The sequence below is a fragment of the Pedococcus sp. KACC 23699 genome (assembly GCF_045348425.1).
Classification (GTDB): Bacteria; Actinomycetota; Actinomycetes; order Actinomycetales; family Dermatophilaceae; genus Pedococcus.
This window is the reverse complement of record NZ_CP157483.1, coordinates 2,789,039-2,804,717: the sequence shown is the minus strand read 5'-3', so window position 1 is coordinate 2,804,717 and position 15,679 is coordinate 2,789,039. Positions and strand designations below refer to the sequence as shown.

Genomic DNA, 15,679 nt, shown 5'->3' with positions numbered 1-15,679 from the left:
CCGACCAGCGACCCCATGGCGGCCTTCGGGCCGAACGAGTGGCTCGTGGACGAGCTGTATGAGCAGTACAAGAACGACAAGAACTCCGTCGACAAGGCGTGGTGGTCGTTCTTCGAGGACTACACGCCGGCGGAGGGTGGTGACGGCAACGGGTCGGCGCCCGTGAACGGCAGCTCCGCCCCCGCAGCACCCGCGTCGGCCGCGAGCGCCCCCGCGAAGCCCGCGGCGAAGGCTGCGACGGCCGCCAAGGCTGCCGACACGAAGGCCCCCGACACGAAGGCTCCCGAGGCGAAGGCGTCCTCGTCGACCGACTCCGGCAAGGCGCAGGCGACGAGTACCGACCGCTCCGACGCCCGTACGGACACTGCCGTCGCCGACAAGCCCGAGGACAAGGAGGCGGCCGCGGCCAAGGAGCACCCCAAGCCCCGCGAGCCCCAGGCCCCCAAGTCGACCGGCCCGGTCAACCAGGACGAGATCCGCCCCATGCGCGGCGCGAGCGCCCGCACGGTGACCAACATGGAGTCGTCGCTGACCGTCCCGACCGCCACGAGCGTCCGCGCAGTCCCGGCCAAGCTCCTCATCGACAACCGCGTCGTCATCAACAACCACCTCGCCCGCTCGCGCGGCGGCAAGGTCTCGTTCACCCACCTCATCGGCTATGCCCTGGTCAAGGCCCTGGGCCACATGCCGGAGATGAACAACGGCTACACCACCGACGAGAAGGGCAAGCCGGCGATCGTCGTGCCCGGCCACGTCAACCTCGGCCTGGCCATCGACATGGCCAAGCCCGATGGCACGCGGCAGCTGCTCGTCCCCTCCATCAAGTCGGCCGAGTCGATGGACTTCGCCCACTTCTGGACCGCCTACGAGGACGTCGTCCGCAAGGCCCGCGGCAACAAGCTCACGGTCGAGGACTTCCAGGGCACCACGCTCACCCTGACCAACCCCGGCACCATCGGCACCGTGCACTCCGTGCCGCGCCTGATGGCCGGGCAGGGCGCGATCATCGGTGTCGGCGCGCTCGAGTACCCCGCCGAGTGGCAGGGCGCCAGCCAGGAGACGCTCAACCGCAACGCCGTCTCCAAGATCCTCACGCTGACCAGCACCTACGACCACCGCATCATCCAGGGCGCGCAGTCCGGTGACTTCCTGCGGATCGTGCACCAGCTGCTGCTCGGCGAGAACGGCTTCTACGACGAGATCTTCGAGAGCCTGCGTCTGCCGTACGAGCCGGTCCGCTGGGTCCAGGACATCTCGGCCCACCACGACGACGACGTCAACAAGACGGCTCGCGTCCAGGAGCTGATCCACGCCTACCGCGTGCGCGGCCACCTCATGGCCGACACCGACCCGCTGGAGTACCGCCAGCGCCGCCACCCCGACCTCGATGTGACGTCGCACGGGCTCACCCTGTGGGACCTCGAGCGCGACTTCGCCACCGGTGGCTTCGGCGGGGCGCCGATGCTGCGCCTGCGCAAGATTCTCGGCATCCTGCGTGACTCCTACTGCCGCACCATCGGCACCGAGTACATGCACATCCAGGACCCCGAGCAGCGACGCTGGCTGCAGTCCAAGATCGAGGTTGGCTACGCCAAGCCCGGTCCCGACGAGCAGCTGCGCATCCTGCGTCGCCTCAACTCTGCCGAGGCGTTCGAGACGTTCCTGCAGACCAAGTTCGTCGGCCAGAAGCGGTTCAGCCTCGAGGGTGGCGAGTCCGTCATCGCGCTGCTCGACCGGATCCTGTGCCGCGCCGCCGCCGACTCCATGGACGAGGTGTGCATCGGTATGCCGCACCGCGGCCGCCTCAACGTGCTCGCCAACATCGCGGGCAAGTCCTACGGCCAGATCTTCCGCGAGTTCGAGGGCAAGCAGGACCCCAAGTCCGTGCAGGGCTCCGGCGACGTGAAGTACCACCTGGGCACCGAGGGCGAGTTCGTCGCCGAGGACGGGAGCAAGACCAAGGTCTACCTCGCCGCCAACCCCTCCCACCTCGAGGCGGTCAACCCGGTCCTCGAGGGCATCACCCGCGCCAAGCAGGACCGCCTCGACCTCGCGGGCGAGGACTTCACCGTCCTGCCGCTGCTCATGCACGGTGACGCGGCCTTCGCCGGTCAGGGCGTGGTCGCCGAGACGCTCAACCTGTCCCAGCTGCGCGGCTACCGCACCGGCGGCACCATCCACGTCGTCATCAACAACCAGGTCGGCTTCACCACCTCGCCCAGCGCGTCGCGCTCGTCGACCTACTCCACCGACGTCGCCCGGATGATCCAGGCGCCGATCTTCCACGTGAACGGTGACGACCCCGAGGCCTGCGTGCGGGTCGCCGAGCTCGCCTACGAGTTCCGGCAGGAGTTCAACAAGGACGTCGTCATCGACATGGTGTGCTACCGCCGCCGTGGCCACAACGAGGGCGACGACCCGTCGATGACCCAGCCGCTGATGTACAACCTCATCGAGGCCAAGCGCTCGGTCCGCAAGCTCTACACCGAGGCCCTCATCGGCCGCGGCGACATCGGTCAGGAGGAGGCCGAGGCCGCGCTGCGCGACTACCAGCAGCAGCTCGAGCGCGTCTTCGTCGAGACCAAGGCCGCTCTCAAGGAGGCTGCCGCACAGGGCTCCCCGAGCGACCAGACCCTGGCCGGCACCGATGCCGAGGGCCACTCGGGCCTCGAGCCGCCGTCGGCCCAGGCCAAGGATCAGACCACCCGCTCGGCGCAGGAGACGGCGATCTCCGCCGACCTGCTCCAGCACATCGGTGACGCGTTCGTGAACCCGCCGCCCGGCTTCACCGTGCACCCCAAGCTGGCCCAGGCCATGGAGAAGCGCGCCACGTCGACCCGCGAGGGCGGGATCGACTGGGCCACCGGCGAGCTCGTGGCCTTCGGTTCGCTGCTCATGGAGGGCACCCCGGTCCGCCTCGCCGGCCAGGACAGCCGCCGCGGCACGTTCGTCCAGCGCCACGCGGTGCTCATCGACAAGCACACCGCTGAGGAGTGGACCCCGCTGCTCTACCTCGGTGACGGTCAGGCCCGCTTCTGGGTCTACGACTCGCTGCTGTCCGAGTTCGCCGCCATGGGCTTCGAGTACGGCTACTCCGTCGAGCGCCCCGACGCCCTCGTGCTGTGGGAGGCGCAGTTCGGCGACTTCTTCAACGGTGCGCAGACGATCATCGACGAGTTCATCTCCTCCTCGGAGCAGAAGTGGGGCCAGCGCTCGTCCGTCGTGCTGCTGCTCCCCCACGGCTACGAGGGCCAGGGGCCGGACCACTCCTCCGCCCGCATCGAGCGCTTCCTGCAGATGTGCGCCGAGGACAACATGACGGTCGCCTACCCCTCGACGCCGGCGAGCTACTTCCACCTGCTGCGCCGTCAGGCCTACGCCCGACCGCGTCGCCCGCTGATCGTCTTCACCCCGAAGTCGATGCTGCGCCTCAAGGCCGCCAGCAGCATGCCGGAGGAGTTCACCACCGGCACGTTCCGCCCGGTCCTCCCCGACCGCAAGGAGCTCGACGCTGCGGCGGTGACCCGGGTGCTGCTCGCGAGCGGCAAGGTCGTCTACGACCTCGAGGCCGCCCGCGACAAGGCCGACGACGGTGCGACGGCGATCGTCCGGGTCGAGCAGCTGGCACCGCTGCCCGCCAAGGAGATCGCGGCCGAACTCGCGAAGTACCCGAACGCCGAGGTCATCTGGGTCCAGGACGAGCCCCGCAACCAGGGCGCGTGGCCGTTCATGGCACTCAACCTGCCGCAGGCGCTGGCCGACCTGGGCGAGCAGCGTGCCCTGCAGGTCGTGTCGCGCAAGGCCTCTGCGTCGCCCGCGACCGGCTCGAGCAAGCGCCACGCCGAGCAGCAGAACGAGCTCATCACCACGGCCCTGCGCCGCTGACCCCACCCCCGCCCCGACCACCGGGGCGGGGACCGCACGCACGGTATGCCGCGTGGCCCACGGGCCGCGCGGCATCCTGTGTCTGGACGCCGGGCGTGAAGCGTCGACGTGGAGTCGCCGAGTCGAGCTCTGCGGCTCAGCTCCGCTTGACGAAGGTGACCCGTTTGCGTCTGTCGTCGCGTGCGATCCGGTGCTGGTAGCCGGGATCATGAATTCGCTGGTGGTGGTAGCCGCACAGCGGGACCGCCTGGTCGAGGTCGGTCGCACCTCCCGTGCTCCACGGGTCCTCATGGTGGTGCTCGGTCCAGGCGTAGGGCCGGTCGCAGTCATCGGCCGCACAGGTGTCGTAGACCACCGCGAGCGCGACCCGTTGGGCCTCGGTGAAGAAGCGTTGGCTCCGGCCGAGGTCGAGCACCTGGGACTGGCCGCCCAGCACGGCCGGGACGAACCCGGCACCACATGCCAGCCGCCTGGCCTGCGACGCGGACACGTCGTGCCCGGTGTCGAGGTGGGCGGCACCGAGCCCGGCCTTGAGCCGCTCGTGGTCCAGGGTGACCAGGATGGTGGCGTTGACCTTGCGGGTCAGGTGGTCGGTGGGCAGGTGCTCGAGCAGCTCGACGAACGCGCGCCCGTACTTCTGGGACCACTCCAGGTCCTCTGTCCGGAACCTGGCCCAGGTCGCCTCCGCCAGCTCCGATGCCGTGAGAGCGTCCCGGGCACCACCCTGCGCTGCCTGCGCCTTGGCGTCCTTGGCAGCGCGCTGGGCGAACCTGCGCGGCGAGGCGATCTGCTGGATCACCTTCTTCAGGATCTGTCCCGCCAGCGTGGGCACGGTGAAGTGTCCGGTGATGGTGCCGTCCAGGTTGTCGTGGAGGGTCAGCTTGGTCGCGGCCAGGGCCCGGGTTTCCTCACTGCGCAGCACGGAGTCCTCGTGTGCGTCCACCTCGGTCTGGTCCCGCTTGGCCGACTCCAGCGCCCGACGTGCGGCCTTGCGCAACGCGATGGGGTCGACCCGCTGGGCGACCGCGACCAGCCGCTGCTCGATGGCCAGACGTTCCTCGACATCGAGGCCGGGCGGAAGCTGCTCGGTCGCACGGGCGATGACGTGGGCGTGCTCGGTCGACAGCTGCCCCTGCCCCAGGGCGGCACGGGTCACGGCCAGACCCTCATCGAGGGCCGTCGCCAGTCGCAGCTCCTTGGCGGCAGATGCGCCGTCGGTGCGGGACCGGGCAGCCAGCCACGCCGCGGTGCCGGTCATGCCTGCATCTGCAGCGACATCGGCCTTGTCCACCCTCGCGACCAAGGTCAGCTTCATGCTCTGCAGCCGAGCCACCGCCCGCTCGAGCTCACCGATCAGGCTCGCCGCTGCATACGTGGAAACGTCGTCGACCCCGCCGCAGCGGTCCAGCACCGCGTGCACCTCACGCAACCCCGATGCCGCAGTGAGCGGCGGCGAGGAGTGGAGCGGTGCGATCGACATGCCTGCATCTTATTCGAACACCTGTTCGAACGACAAGGGCGAAAAGTTCATTGTGCACAAACCCCTCCATGCGGACTAGAACAGGTGGGGGTGGTCCCGCTCCACCATCGGCTCGAGCATCAAAGGATGCTTCGGACAATCGGCCCAAACGCGCGCACGCCACGACGTCCCCCGCAGGCGCGCCGACGCCCGTTCATCGTCAACCTGACACTCATCGTGTGCGCGGCGGCAGACGTCGTCCTCATCTTCGAGAACCTCACGCGATAAGCCTCTGCGCCCTCCGCCTGCGGTCGGCAAAGGCGGCTGGCAACGCCCCTCAGCGCGCCCACGTCGGCACCCGCCCCGCGCCCCGATAGCCTTGCGACGTGTACTTCACGGATCGCGGAATCGAGGAGCTCGCCTCGCGGCGAGGCGAGCAAGAGATCTCGTTCGAGTGGCTGGCCGAGCAGCTGCGGACGTTCGTCGACCTCAACCCCGAGTTCGAGATCCCCGTCGAGAGGCTGGCCACCTGGCTGGCCCGGCTCGACGACGATGACGACGAGTGACCTCGGTGGCCGCTGGTCACCGATGACGACGATGAGGACTGACGCGTGAGCGAGCCCACCTTCAACCCGAGCGCCGAGTTCCAGGTTGCCTCCGACGGCCCCCGCGACGTCGGGTTGGTCTTCCTCGGCGCCTCCCTGGTTGCCGGGGTCGGCGACCCCAAGGGCCAGGGCTGGGTCTCGCGGGTCGTGGGACGCACGCACCACCCCGACCTCGAGCTCACGGCATACAACCTCGGCGTGCGTGGTGACACCTCCGCCGACCTGCTGCACCGCTGGAAGACCGAGTGCGCGCCCCGCTGGGAGGGCCGCTCGGAGAAGCGCCTCGTGGTCTCGGTCGGCACGGACGACGCGATGTCCGGCGTGACCCTGGCCAGGCACCGCCTCAACCTCGCCAACATCCTCGACGACGCGGCCAGCGCCGGGATCGGCACGTTCGTCGCGAGCCCACCCCCGTCGGACGACGAGGAGCTCAACACCAAGCTCGACGTCCTCGTCGAGGCTCAGGCCGATGTCTGCTCGCGCCGCGGAGTCCCCTTCGTCGACTGCTACCGCCCGCTGCTCGGTCACGAGCAGTGGCGCACCGACCTCGCCGCCAGCCGGGTGCCGCACCACCCCGGCCAGGCGGGATACGGCCTGATCGCGTGGCTCGTCCTCCACAACGGCTGGTACGACTGGCTGCAGGTCTCCCCCAGCTGACCCCTGACCCGTCGGATCACCGGCACCGACGAAGGCTCCCCGCGCAGCGCGCCGGGAGCCTTCGTCGTAGGGGTGGCGTCAGCTGACGGTGAAGACGACCTTGCCGAACACGTCGCCGCCGGCCATCGTCGCGAACCCGTCGCGTGCCTGCTCCAACGGCATCACCGAGTCGACCACCGGCTCGATGCCCTGCTGGGTGACGAACGCCGCGAGCCGCTCGAGCTCGGACCGCGTGCCCATCGTGGAGCCCAGGACGCGCAGCTGCTTGAAGAAGATCTTGGTGAGCTCCGCCTTGGCCGGGGCGTCGCCAGAGGTCGCCCCGCTGATGACGATGGCGCCGCCGGGGTTGAGCGAGTTGACCGAGTGCGACCAGGTAGCTGCCCCAACGGTTTCCATGACCGCGTCGACCCGCTCGGGCAGCCGCTCACCGCTCGCGAACGCGCGGTCGGCGCCGATCTCGAGCGCCCGCGCACCCTTGGCCTCGTCGCGCGTGGTCACCCACATGCGGTATCCAGCCGCCTCGCCCAGCTGCACGAGCGCGGTGGCGACGCCGCCGCCCGCTCCCTGGACGAGGACCGTGGCGCCGGGAGTGAGCCCGGCCTGGGTGAAGAGCATGCGGTATGCCGTGAGCCAGGCCGTGGACAGGCAGGCGGCGTGCTCCCACGACAGGCCTGCGGGCTTGGGGACGAGGTTGCCAGTGGGCACCGCCACCTGCTGGGCCAGCGTGCCGTCGTGCAGCTCGGACAGCAAGGTGCGACGCGGGTCGAGGGTCTCGTCGCCACGCCAGCCGTCGCTGGGCACGACCGCGTGGATGATGACCTCGTTGCCATCAGGGTCGACGCCCGCGCCGTCGCAGCCAAGGATCATCGGCAGCCGGTCGGCGGCCAGACCCACGCCACGCAACGACCAGACGTCGTGGTGGTTGAGGCCGGCGGTCTTGAGCGTGACCGTCGTCCAGCCCTCGCGGGCCTTCGGTTCGGGACGTTCGCCGACCTCCAGACCGGAGAGCGGGTCGTCGGCGGACTGGCGGGCAGCGTAGACGGCGAGCATGTCCCCGACCCTAGCCGCGCCGGGTCAGCCCTGCTCGACCACGTCGGGTCAGCCCTGCTCGACCACGTCGGGCAGCGCCAGCGCCAGGCTCTCGCGCCAGTCGGGCAGCCGAGCGATGCGCGCCATCCGCCAGGCGTCATGGCCGAGCACGCTGTAGGCCGGTCGCGGTGCGGGCAGCGGGAAGGCGTCGCTCGTGGTGGGCTTCACCCGCTCCGGGTCGAGTCCGAGGAGGGTGAAGATCTCGCGGGTGAAGCCGTACTTCGTCGTCTCCCCCTGGCTCGTCGCGTGCCAGACACCGAACGGAGCACCTTCGTCCACGAGGCGCAGGATCGCGCGGGCGACGTCCATGGTCCACGTCGGCTGACCCCGCTGGTCGTCGACGACCGAGAGCGTGTCGTGCGTCCCTGCGAGCCGGGCCATGGTCTTGACGAAGTTCGGCCCCCCGCCGCCGTACAGCCATGCGGTCCGCACGATCCAGGCCCGCGCGCAGTGCGCCTCGACCGCCCACTCCCCGGCGGCCTTGCTGCGACCGTAGGCGGAAAGCGGCGCGAGCGGCGCGTCCTCGGCATACGGCTCGTCCACGTCGCCGGCGAACACGTAGTCGGTCGAGATGTGTACGAGTCGGGCGCCGGTCTCGCGGCACGCGGCGGCGACGTTGGCCGCCCCGATCGCGTTGACGGCGAACGCCTCCGCCTCGTGGGTCTCGGCCTCGTCGACGGCGGTGTATGCCGCGCAGTTCACGACGACGTCGTGGCCGCGGACCGCGTCACGGACCGCGTCAAGGGAGGTGACGTCGAGGTCCTTGCGTTCCAGCGCCGTCACGTCGGACGAGGGCACCCCGGCGAGCGCGAGGACGACTTGGAGGTCGAGGCCGAGCATGCCGCCCGAGCCCGTGATGAGCCAGCGGGTCATCAGCGACCGATCCGTTCGTAGCGGGCCTCGGCGACGACCTTCGCGGTCCGCCACCAGTCCTGGTTGTTCTCGTACCACGCGATGGTGTCGGCGAGTCCGGAGCGGACGTCGGGATGCGCCGGAACCCAGTCGGTCTCGGTGCGCAGCTTGGTCGCGTCGATGGCGTAGCGCAGGTCGTGACCGGGCCGGTCCGGGACGTGGTCGAACCAGTCGGCCGGCTTGCCCATGAGCTCGAGGACCAGCCCGATGATGTTGCGGTTGTCCATCTCCCCGTCGGCGCCGATGAGGTAGGTCTCCCCCAGGCGTCCCTGCTCGACGATGGTGATGACGGCGTCGTTGTGGTCGTCGACGTGGATCCAGTCGCGGACGTTGAGGCCGTCGCCGTAAAGCTTGGGCCGCACACCGTCGATGATCCCGGTGATCTGCCTCGGAATGAGCTTCTCCGGGTGCTGGCGTGGGCCGTAGTTGTTGGAGCAGTTGGACAGCGTCGCCTTGAGCCCGAACGAGCGGATCCACGCGCGCACCAACAGGTCCGCGCTCGCCTTGGACGCGGAGTACGGGCTCGAGGGGTTCAGCGGGGTCGTCTCGGTGAACTTCGCCGGGTCGTCCAGCTCGAGGTCGCCGTAGACCTCGTCGGTCGACACGTGGTGCAGCCGCTTGTCGTGGCGGCGCACCGCCTGGATCAGCTGGTAGGTCCCGATGATGTTGGTGTCGATGAACGGCCACGGGTCGTCGAGGCTGTTGTCGTTGTGCGAGTCGGCGGCGAAGTGCACGACGAGGTCGTGGGCTGCGACGAGGTCGTCGACCAGGTCGGCATCGGTGACCGAACCCTTGATGACGTCGATGTCGCCGATCACCGGGTCGAGGGAGGCGAGGTTCGCGGCATACGTCATGGAGTCCAGGACCGTCAGCTTCCAATCGGGCCGCACCTGACGGGCCCGGATGACGAAGTTGGACCCGATGAAACCTGCAGCGCCGGTGACGAGAACCCTCATGCGGGGAGGGTATCGGAGCAGATGTTCCGCTCCGATCAGTAGTGTCTGCCCCATGAAGGGGATCATCTTGGCCGGCGGCTCCGGCACGCGCCTGCACCCGATCACGCTCGGGATCAGCAAGCAGCTCATGCCGATCTACGACAAGCCGATGATCTACTACCCGCTGTCCACACTGATGATGGCCGGCATCCGCGAGGTGCTCGTCATCACGACGCCGGACGACCACTCGCAGTTCGTGCGCCTGCTCGGCGACGGTTCGCAGTGGGGCATCGAACTCACGTATGCCGTGCAGCCCAGCCCCGACGGGCTCGCCCAGGCGTTCGTCATCGGGGCCGACTTCATCGGTGACGACTCGGTGGCGCTGGTCCTCGGCGACAACATCTTCTACGGCACCGGCCTCGGGACTGCCTTGCAGACCCACACCACCCTGAGCGGCGGCCACATCTTCGCCTACCACGTGAACGAGCCCTCGGCGTATGGCGTCGTCGAGTTCGCCGACGACGGAACCGTGCTGTCCATCGAGGAGAAGCCCGAGCGGCCCAAGTCGAACTATGCGGTCCCGGGCCTCTACTTCTACGACAACGACGTGGTGCAGATCGCCAGCGAGCTGGAGCCGAGCCCCCGCGGGGAGCTCGAGATCACTGGCGTCAACGACGCCTACCTCCAGCGCGGCGACCTCAGCGTCACCGTCCTCCCCCGCGGCACCGCCTGGTTCGACACCGGGACGTTCGAGGGACTGATGGACTCCGCACAGTTCGTCCACGTCGTCGAGCAGCGGCAGGGCCAGAAGATCGGGTGCGTCGAGGAGATCGCCTGGCGCAACGGCTGGATCGACGACGACACGTTCGACGCCCTGGCCAGGGCGCTGACCAAGAGCGGGTACGGCGTGCACCTCGCCGGTCTCCTCGCCGAGAAGCGTGGGACGTTCTGATGGAGGTCCGCCCACTGTCGATCGCCGATGCCTATGAGATCACGCCGCGACAGATGAAGGACGACCGTGGCGTGTTCCTCGAGTCGTTCCGCGGCGACCTGCTCGCCGAGCACCTCGGCCACCGCCCCGAGATCGTGCAGACCAACGTCTCGGTCTCGTCGCGCGGCACGGTCCGCGGCATCCACTTCGCCGATGTCCCGCCGTCGCAGGCGAAGTACATCACCGCCCTCACCGGCTCCCTGCTCGACTTCGTCGTCGACATCCGGGTGGGTTCGCCGACATTCGGCCAGTGGGAGGCGATCCTGCTCGACACGGTGGACCGACGGGCGGTCTACCTCCCCGAGGGCATGGGCCACGCCTTCGCTGCGCTCGAGGACCACACCACGGCGATGTATCTCGTCACGTCCCCCTACAACCCCGGTCGCGAGCACGGCATCCACCCCCTCGACCCCGCGATCGGTCTGGAGCTGCCCGAGGGCATGCGGGAGCCACTGCTGTCCGCCAAGGACGCCGACGCGCCGACCCTTGCCGAGGCGGAGCAGCAGAGTCTGCTCCCCACGTATGCCGCCTGCCGCGAGTTCTACGCGTCCCTCCTCGAGACGCGTTGACCGACTGGTCCTCCCCTGGCCCGAACGAGGTGGCGCGCTCAGCGCGACGGCGTGGCGAGGATCAGGGCCTTCGCGACAGCGTCGGCCACGCCGTCCGCAAAGACGCTGGGCACGATCTCGTCTGCCGTCGGCTCAGGCACCAGGTCGGCGATCGCCCTTGCGGCGGCCAGCTTCATCGCCTCGGTCACCTGCGGCGCCCCTGAGTCCAACGCGCCGCGGAAGATCCCGGGGAACGCCAGCACGTTGTTGATCTGGTTCGGGAAGTCCGAACGCCCGGTGGCAACCACCGCTGCATACCGAGCCGCCACGTCCGGGTGGACCTCCGGGTCGGGGTTGGCGAGCGCGAAGATGATGCAGCTGGGCGCCATACGAGCGATCTCGTGCTCGGGCACGGTCCCCCCGGACACCCCGATGTAGACGTCCGCACCCACCAGCGCATCCCCCAGCGTCCCGGAGATCCCTCGGGGGTTGGTCGTGGCAGCAAGGCGGCGCTTGTGGTCCGCGAGGTCGGGCCGCGCCGGGGAGATGATCCCGCGGGAGTCGCACACGACGATGTCGGCGATCCCAGCGCGCCCCAGCAGCTTGGCGACCGCCACCCCCGCAGCTCCGGCACCCGAGACCACGACCCGCAGGGAAGCCAGCGTCCGCCCGACCACCCGAGCGGCGTTGAGCAGGCCGGCAAGCACCACGATGGCCGTGCCGTGCTGGTCGTCGTGGAAGACGGGGATGCCGAGGCGCTCCTGCAGGCGGCGCTCGATCTCGAAGCACCGCGGCGCCGAGATGTCCTCGAGGTTGATCCCGCCGTACGTCGGGGCGATCCGCGCGATGGCGTCGACGAGCTCGTCGACGGTGCCGGTCTCCATGCAGACCGGCACTGCGTCCACTCCCCCGAAGTGCTTGAACAGCACCGCCTTGCCCTCCATCACCGGCATCGCGGCCAGCGGACCGATGTCTCCCAGGCCGAGCACCGCGGTGCCGTCGGTCACGACAGCGACCGTGTTGCTGCGGGCGGTGTACCGCGCAGCGAGCGACGGGTCGCGGGCGATGGCGCGCGAGACGTCGGCGACCCCCGGCGTGTAGAGCAGGGCCAGGTCGGCGCGGTCACGCAGGGGCTGCGTGGCATGCACCCCCAGCTTGCCGCCCTCGTGCGCCCGGAACACCGGATCGGTGGGGTCGAAGAATGGGTATGCCGGAGACGCTGCAGCTGCAGACATGGAGAAGACACCTCAGGAAAGAAGGAGGAAAGGTGATGCGTGGGGCACAGCCGACGCAGCCGGACGATCAGTCGGGCCGGGGTGTGGCCAATCAAACGCATGATGACGGGGATTACCCGCTGATTGATGCTTGCACAGGTGGCATTCGAGGAACAGGCTCGTAGCGGGACTGTGACACGGATCGCGTTCGAGAATGGCAGGATGCGGACCAGCCCCCGCGGGCATGGATGTTGCCGTCCCCGCGCAGCACCTGAGGAAGGAACTTCTCCACCATGACCCACCGCATCCGACCCACGGCGGTCCTCGTCGCAGGGCTGGCAACGGCCAGCCTGGCCCTGACGGCCTGCGGCTCCGACTCGCTCTCCAAGAACACGAGCAGCAGCAGCTCCTCCAGCAGCTCGTCGACCAGCGTCGCGGTCGACCCTGCCCTGGCGGCCAAGCTGCCGGCCAAGATCAAGAGCGCCGGCAAGATCGTGATCGGCACGGACGCGACCTACCAGCCCAACGAGTACCTCGACACCGACGGCAAGACGGTCATCGGCATGGACGTCGACCTGTTCGACGCGGTCGCGGCCAAGCTCGGCGTCAAGACGCAGTGGGTCCCGACCGGCTTCGACCAGATCATCCTCGGTGTCACCAGCGGCAAGTACGACGTGGGCGTCTCGTCCTTCACCATCAACGCGGACCGCGAGAAGCAGGCCACGATGGTCAGCTACTTCACGGCCGGCACCCAGTGGGTCACCCAGAAGGGCAACCCCAAGAAGGTCGATCCCGAGAACGCCTGCGGCCTCAACATCGCCGTGCAGAAGGCCACCGTCCAGGCCGACGTGGACCTGCCGAAGCGCAACAAGGCGTGCACCGATGCAGGCAAGCCCGCGATCAAGCCCATCGTCGACGCGGACCAGGCCAAGGTGACCTCCGCCGTCCTCACCGGCAAGGCCGACGCCATGCTGGTGGACCTGCCGCCGGCCATCAGCGCGGTCGAGACGACCTCCGGCAAGCTCGAGCTGCTCGGCAAGCAGTACGACTCGGCCCCCTACGGGTTCGTCCTCCCGAAGGCGGAGACCGACTTCGGTCAGGCCATCGTCGGCGCCCTCAAGTCGATGGAGGCTGACGGCAGCTACAAGGCGATCCTCACCAAGTGGAAGACCGATGGTGGCGCCATCAGCGACTTCGCCGTCAACCCGCAGCCCTGATGTCTGACAGCGCAGTCGAGGTGACGGACCGGCCGGGCAAGATCCACGCCCGGCCGGTCCGTCACCCGGGCCGCTGGATCGCGGTCGCCGTGATCCTCGTCCTCGTCGCCATGATGGTGAGCTCGGTCGTCACCAACCAGAACTGGAACTGGTCCTTCGCGTTCCAGATCATGCAGCAGCGTCCCGTGATCGACGGCCTCTGGAAGGGCACCATCTTCGGCACCGTCGGGGCGATGATCCTCGGCATCGCCATCGGCATCACCCTTGCGGTGATGCGGTTGTCGGACAACCCCGTCCTGCGCGGGGTGGCCTTCGCCTACACGTGGTTCTTCCGGGCCATGCCGCGCTATGTCCTGCTGGCCATCCTCGGCGGGGCCATCGCGGTGCTCTACAACCCGATCCACGTCGGCATCCCCTTCGGCCAGCAGCTGTCCCACGCCCTGGGCCTGTCCAGCGACCTCACGTTCTTCAGCTTCAGCTGGAACGACATCTCCTCGTCGATCTGGATCGGCATCCTCGGCCTGGGTCTGTCCGAAGGCGCCTACATGGCCGAGATCGCCCGTGCCGGGATCCTTTCGGTCGACAAGGGCCAGATCGAGGCGGCCCAAGCACTGGGTATGCCGCCCGGCAACACGATGCGTCGCATCGTGCTCCCCCAGGCCATGCGGGTCATCGTGCCCCCCACCGGCAACGAGACGATCGCCATGGTGAAGGACACCTCGCTGTTCATCGCCGCGTCGATCATCACCGAGCTGTACTTCCAGGCCTACGGCTTCGGTCAGCGCAGCTTCCAGATCGTCCCGGGGTTCATGGCGGCGACGCTGTGGTACCTCATCGTCTGCTCGATCCTCATGGTCGGCCAGTACTACCTCGAGCGCTACTACAGTCGCGGCTTCGGCGAACCCTCCAAGGCGGCACGACGCAAGATGGCCCAGATCGCAGCGGAGCACTGATGAGCCAACCCACCCATACGCAGCCCCTCGTCCATGCCGTCAACGTCACCAAGGCGTTCCACGGGACCGAGGTCCTCAAGGGCATCGACATGGATGTCGCGAAGGGCGAGGTCGTCGTCCTCCTCGGCCCTTCTGGCTCGGGCAAGACGACCTTCCTGCGCTGCATCAACCAGCTCGAGACCATCGACGGCGGACGCATCTGGGTCGACGGCAAGCTCATGGGCTTCGACGACCGCGGGGGCACGCTGCACCACCTCACCGACAAAGCGGTCGCCGCGCAGCGCCGTGACATCGGCATGGTGTTCCAGCGGTTCAACCTGTTCCCGCACATGACCGCGCTCGACAACATCATGGAAGCGCCGATCCAGGTCAACGGCGAGAAGAGGTCCGACGCCCGTCAACGGGGGCTGGCGCTGCTGGAGCAGGTGGGCCTCAAGGACAAGCCCGACGCCTACCCCGCGCAGCTCTCCGGTGGCCAGCAGCAGCGCGTCGCCATCGCGCGCGCCCTCGCCATGCAGCCCAAGCTGATGCTCTTCGACGAGCCCACCTCGGCGCTCGACCCCGAGCTGGTCGGTGACGTGCTCAAGGTGATGCGCGACCTGGCAAAGGGCGGCATGACGATGATCGTCGTCACCCACGAGATGGGCTTCGCCCGTGAAGTGGCCGACCGCGTCGTCTTCATGGACGGCGGGGTCGTCGTCGAGCAAGGCCCCCCGAGCGAGGTCATCTCCAACCCCCAGCACGACCGCACCAGGTCCTTCCTGCGCCGGATGCGCCAGGAGGAAGAGCACTGATGCCGTTGGCCCTCGGCCTGGTCGTCGTCAAGGGCCGCTCCATGGAGCCGACCCTGCACACCGGCGACCGCATGGTCGTCCTCAAGGGCGCCCCGCCCAGGCTCGGCCGACTGGCGATCGTGCGCCTGCCCCCGGACGACGACGGTGCCCCCCGTCCCCTGGCCGTCAAGCGGGTGACGATGCGCGACCCTGCCGACCCCGCGCGGTACTGGGTCGAGTCCGACAACCAGGGCCTGTTCGGCGTGGCCGACTCCTGGACCCACGGGATCGGGTCGCTGGCACGCGAGCAGATCCGGGCCCTGGTCCTGTTCCGGATCCCCCACCGGATCCGTGTGCCGAAGGGTCGCAGGGGGCGCCGTGCGACGACCGGGAACGCGGGGTAGGTTGAACGAGCACGTGATCATCCGTCTCGCAGAAGGG

Annotated in this window: 14 protein-coding genes; 9 read left to right on the top strand and 5 right to left on the bottom strand. The window is 69.0% G+C overall.

Annotation, left to right across the window (positions count from 1 at the left end; genetic code table 11):
- Positions 1 to 15 precede the first annotated feature (15 nt).
- Positions 16 to 3,885 (top strand): multifunctional oxoglutarate decarboxylase/oxoglutarate dehydrogenase thiamine pyrophosphate-binding subunit/dihydrolipoyllysine-residue succinyltransferase subunit, encoded by a 3,870-nt coding sequence (locus ABEG17_RS13260; RefSeq protein ID WP_406833200.1) that lies wholly within the window; start codon positions 16 to 18, stop codon positions 3,883 to 3,885.
- 136 nt (positions 3,886 to 4,021) lie between these two features.
- On the opposite strand, the gene ABEG17_RS13255 is transcribed toward ABEG17_RS13260, so the two are convergent.
- A complete protein-coding gene (locus ABEG17_RS13255) occupies positions 4,022 to 5,365 on the bottom strand; it encodes a DUF222 domain-containing protein (protein ID WP_406829952.1) in 1,344 nt (447 codons plus the stop codon).
- 365 nt (positions 5,366 to 5,730) lie between these two features.
- Here ABEG17_RS13255 and ABEG17_RS13250 point away from each other — a divergent pair, with 365 nt between their 5' ends.
- Both ABEG17_RS13250 and ABEG17_RS13245 read left to right on the top strand, forming a co-directional pair.
- The gene (locus tag ABEG17_RS13250) at positions 5,731 to 5,910 is read left to right on the top strand and encodes a DUF6104 family protein (RefSeq protein ID WP_406829951.1); all 180 of its coding nucleotides are present in this window, start codon (positions 5,731 to 5,733) and stop codon (positions 5,908 to 5,910) included.
- A gap of 45 nt (positions 5,911 to 5,955) precedes the next feature.
- The gene (locus ABEG17_RS13245; protein ID WP_406829950.1) at positions 5,956 to 6,606 is read left to right on the top strand and encodes a GDSL-type esterase/lipase family protein; all 651 of its coding nucleotides are present in this window, start codon (positions 5,956 to 5,958) and stop codon (positions 6,604 to 6,606) included.
- Positions 6,607 to 6,684: 78 nt separating this feature from the next.
- Here the strand turns inward: ABEG17_RS13245 and ABEG17_RS13240 are convergent, their stop codons facing one another.
- Genes ABEG17_RS13240 through rfbB form a run of 3 tightly spaced genes read right to left on the bottom strand, consistent with a single transcriptional unit; the run spans position 6,685 to position 9,563 of the window.
- Positions 6,685 to 7,656: a zinc-binding dehydrogenase gene (locus tag ABEG17_RS13240; protein ID WP_406829949.1), complete on the bottom strand. Its 972-nt coding sequence runs from the start codon at positions 7,654 to 7,656 to the stop codon at positions 6,685 to 6,687.
- Positions 7,657 to 7,704: 48 nt separating this feature from the next.
- Positions 7,705 to 8,568 carry a dTDP-4-dehydrorhamnose reductase gene (gene rfbD, locus ABEG17_RS13235; RefSeq protein ID WP_406829948.1) on the bottom strand — a complete coding sequence of 288 codons (864 nt, stop codon included), beginning with the start codon at positions 8,566 to 8,568 and terminating at the stop codon, positions 7,705 to 7,707.
- The gene (gene rfbB / locus ABEG17_RS13230; RefSeq protein ID WP_406829947.1) at positions 8,568 to 9,563 is read right to left on the bottom strand and encodes a dTDP-glucose 4,6-dehydratase; all 996 of its coding nucleotides are present in this window, start codon (positions 9,561 to 9,563) and stop codon (positions 8,568 to 8,570) included. Before rfbB ends, rfbD begins: the two co-directional genes overlap by 1 nt.
- Positions 9,564 to 9,615: 52 nt before the next feature.
- Here rfbB and rfbA point away from each other — a divergent pair, with 52 nt between their 5' ends.
- Both rfbA and ABEG17_RS13220 read left to right on the top strand, forming a co-directional pair.
- The gene (gene rfbA, locus ABEG17_RS13225) at positions 9,616 to 10,494 is read left to right on the top strand and encodes a glucose-1-phosphate thymidylyltransferase RfbA (protein ID WP_406829946.1); all 879 of its coding nucleotides are present in this window, start codon (positions 9,616 to 9,618) and stop codon (positions 10,492 to 10,494) included.
- Positions 10,494 to 11,102, top strand: a complete 609-nt coding sequence (locus tag ABEG17_RS13220; protein WP_406829945.1) for a dTDP-4-dehydrorhamnose 3,5-epimerase family protein — start codon at positions 10,494 to 10,496, stop codon at positions 11,100 to 11,102. Before rfbA ends, ABEG17_RS13220 begins: the two co-directional genes overlap by 1 nt.
- Before the next feature lie 38 nt (positions 11,103 to 11,140).
- Here the strand turns inward: ABEG17_RS13220 and ABEG17_RS13215 are convergent, their stop codons facing one another.
- On the bottom strand, positions 11,141 to 12,316 hold the full coding sequence (locus tag ABEG17_RS13215) for an NADP-dependent malic enzyme (RefSeq protein WP_406829944.1): 1,176 nt from the start codon (positions 12,314 to 12,316) through the stop codon (positions 11,141 to 11,143).
- Positions 12,317 to 12,588: 272 nt separating this feature from the next.
- Between ABEG17_RS13215 and ABEG17_RS13210 the strand changes: the two genes are divergently transcribed.
- Genes ABEG17_RS13210 through ABEG17_RS13195 form a run of 4 tightly spaced genes read left to right on the top strand, consistent with a single transcriptional unit; the run spans position 12,589 to position 15,642 of the window.
- Positions 12,589 to 13,512, top strand: coding sequence for an ABC transporter substrate-binding protein (locus tag ABEG17_RS13210; RefSeq protein WP_406829943.1), 924 nt, complete (start codon positions 12,589 to 12,591; stop codon positions 13,510 to 13,512).
- Positions 13,512 to 14,465 (top strand): amino acid ABC transporter permease, encoded by a 954-nt coding sequence (locus ABEG17_RS13205; RefSeq protein WP_406829942.1) that lies wholly within the window; start codon positions 13,512 to 13,514, stop codon positions 14,463 to 14,465. Before ABEG17_RS13210 ends, ABEG17_RS13205 begins: the two co-directional genes overlap by 1 nt.
- Positions 14,465 to 15,259, top strand: coding sequence for an amino acid ABC transporter ATP-binding protein (locus tag ABEG17_RS13200; protein ID WP_406829941.1), 795 nt, complete (start codon positions 14,465 to 14,467; stop codon positions 15,257 to 15,259). The genes ABEG17_RS13205 and ABEG17_RS13200 overlap by 1 nt, the downstream gene beginning before the upstream one ends.
- A complete protein-coding gene (locus ABEG17_RS13195; protein ID WP_406829940.1) occupies positions 15,259 to 15,642 on the top strand; it encodes a S24/S26 family peptidase in 384 nt (127 codons plus the stop codon). The genes ABEG17_RS13200 and ABEG17_RS13195 overlap by 1 nt, the downstream gene beginning before the upstream one ends.
- The last annotated feature ends 37 nt before the right edge of the window (positions 15,643 to 15,679 follow it).

What these genes read in the sequence shown, in the direction of transcription:
- rfbA (WP_406829946.1), top strand. Translation starts at nt 9,616, where the DNA reads ATGAAGGGGATCATCTTGGCCGGCGGCTCCGGCACGCGCCTGCACCCG.
- ABEG17_RS13195 (WP_406829940.1), top strand. Translation starts at nt 15,259, where the DNA reads ATGCCGTTGGCCCTCGGCCTGGTCGTCGTCAAGGGCCGCTCCATGGAG.
- ABEG17_RS13200 (WP_406829941.1), top strand. Translation starts at nt 14,465, where the DNA reads ATGAGCCAACCCACCCATACGCAGCCCCTCGTCCATGCCGTCAACGTC.
- ABEG17_RS13210 (WP_406829943.1), top strand. Translation starts at nt 12,589, where the DNA reads ATGACCCACCGCATCCGACCCACGGCGGTCCTCGTCGCAGGGCTGGCA.
- ABEG17_RS13220 (WP_406829945.1), top strand. Translation starts at nt 10,494, where the DNA reads ATGGAGGTCCGCCCACTGTCGATCGCCGATGCCTATGAGATCACGCCG.
- ABEG17_RS13260 (WP_406833200.1), top strand. Translation starts at nt 16, where the DNA reads ATGGCGGCCTTCGGGCCGAACGAGTGGCTCGTGGACGAGCTGTATGAG.
- ABEG17_RS13205 (WP_406829942.1), top strand. Translation starts at nt 13,512, where the DNA reads ATGTCTGACAGCGCAGTCGAGGTGACGGACCGGCCGGGCAAGATCCAC.
- ABEG17_RS13215 (WP_406829944.1), bottom strand. Translation starts at nt 12,316, where the DNA reads ATGTCTGCAGCTGCAGCGTCTCCGGCATACCCATTCTTCGACCCCACC.
- rfbD (WP_406829948.1), bottom strand. Translation starts at nt 8,568, where the DNA reads ATGACCCGCTGGCTCATCACGGGCTCGGGCGGCATGCTCGGCCTCGAC.
- ABEG17_RS13240 (WP_406829949.1), bottom strand. Translation starts at nt 7,656, where the DNA reads ATGCTCGCCGTCTACGCTGCCCGCCAGTCCGCCGACGACCCGCTCTCC.
- ABEG17_RS13255 (WP_406829952.1), bottom strand. Translation starts at nt 5,365, where the DNA reads ATGTCGATCGCACCGCTCCACTCCTCGCCGCCGCTCACTGCGGCATCG.
- rfbB (WP_406829947.1), bottom strand. Translation starts at nt 9,563, where the DNA reads ATGAGGGTTCTCGTCACCGGCGCTGCAGGTTTCATCGGGTCCAACTTC.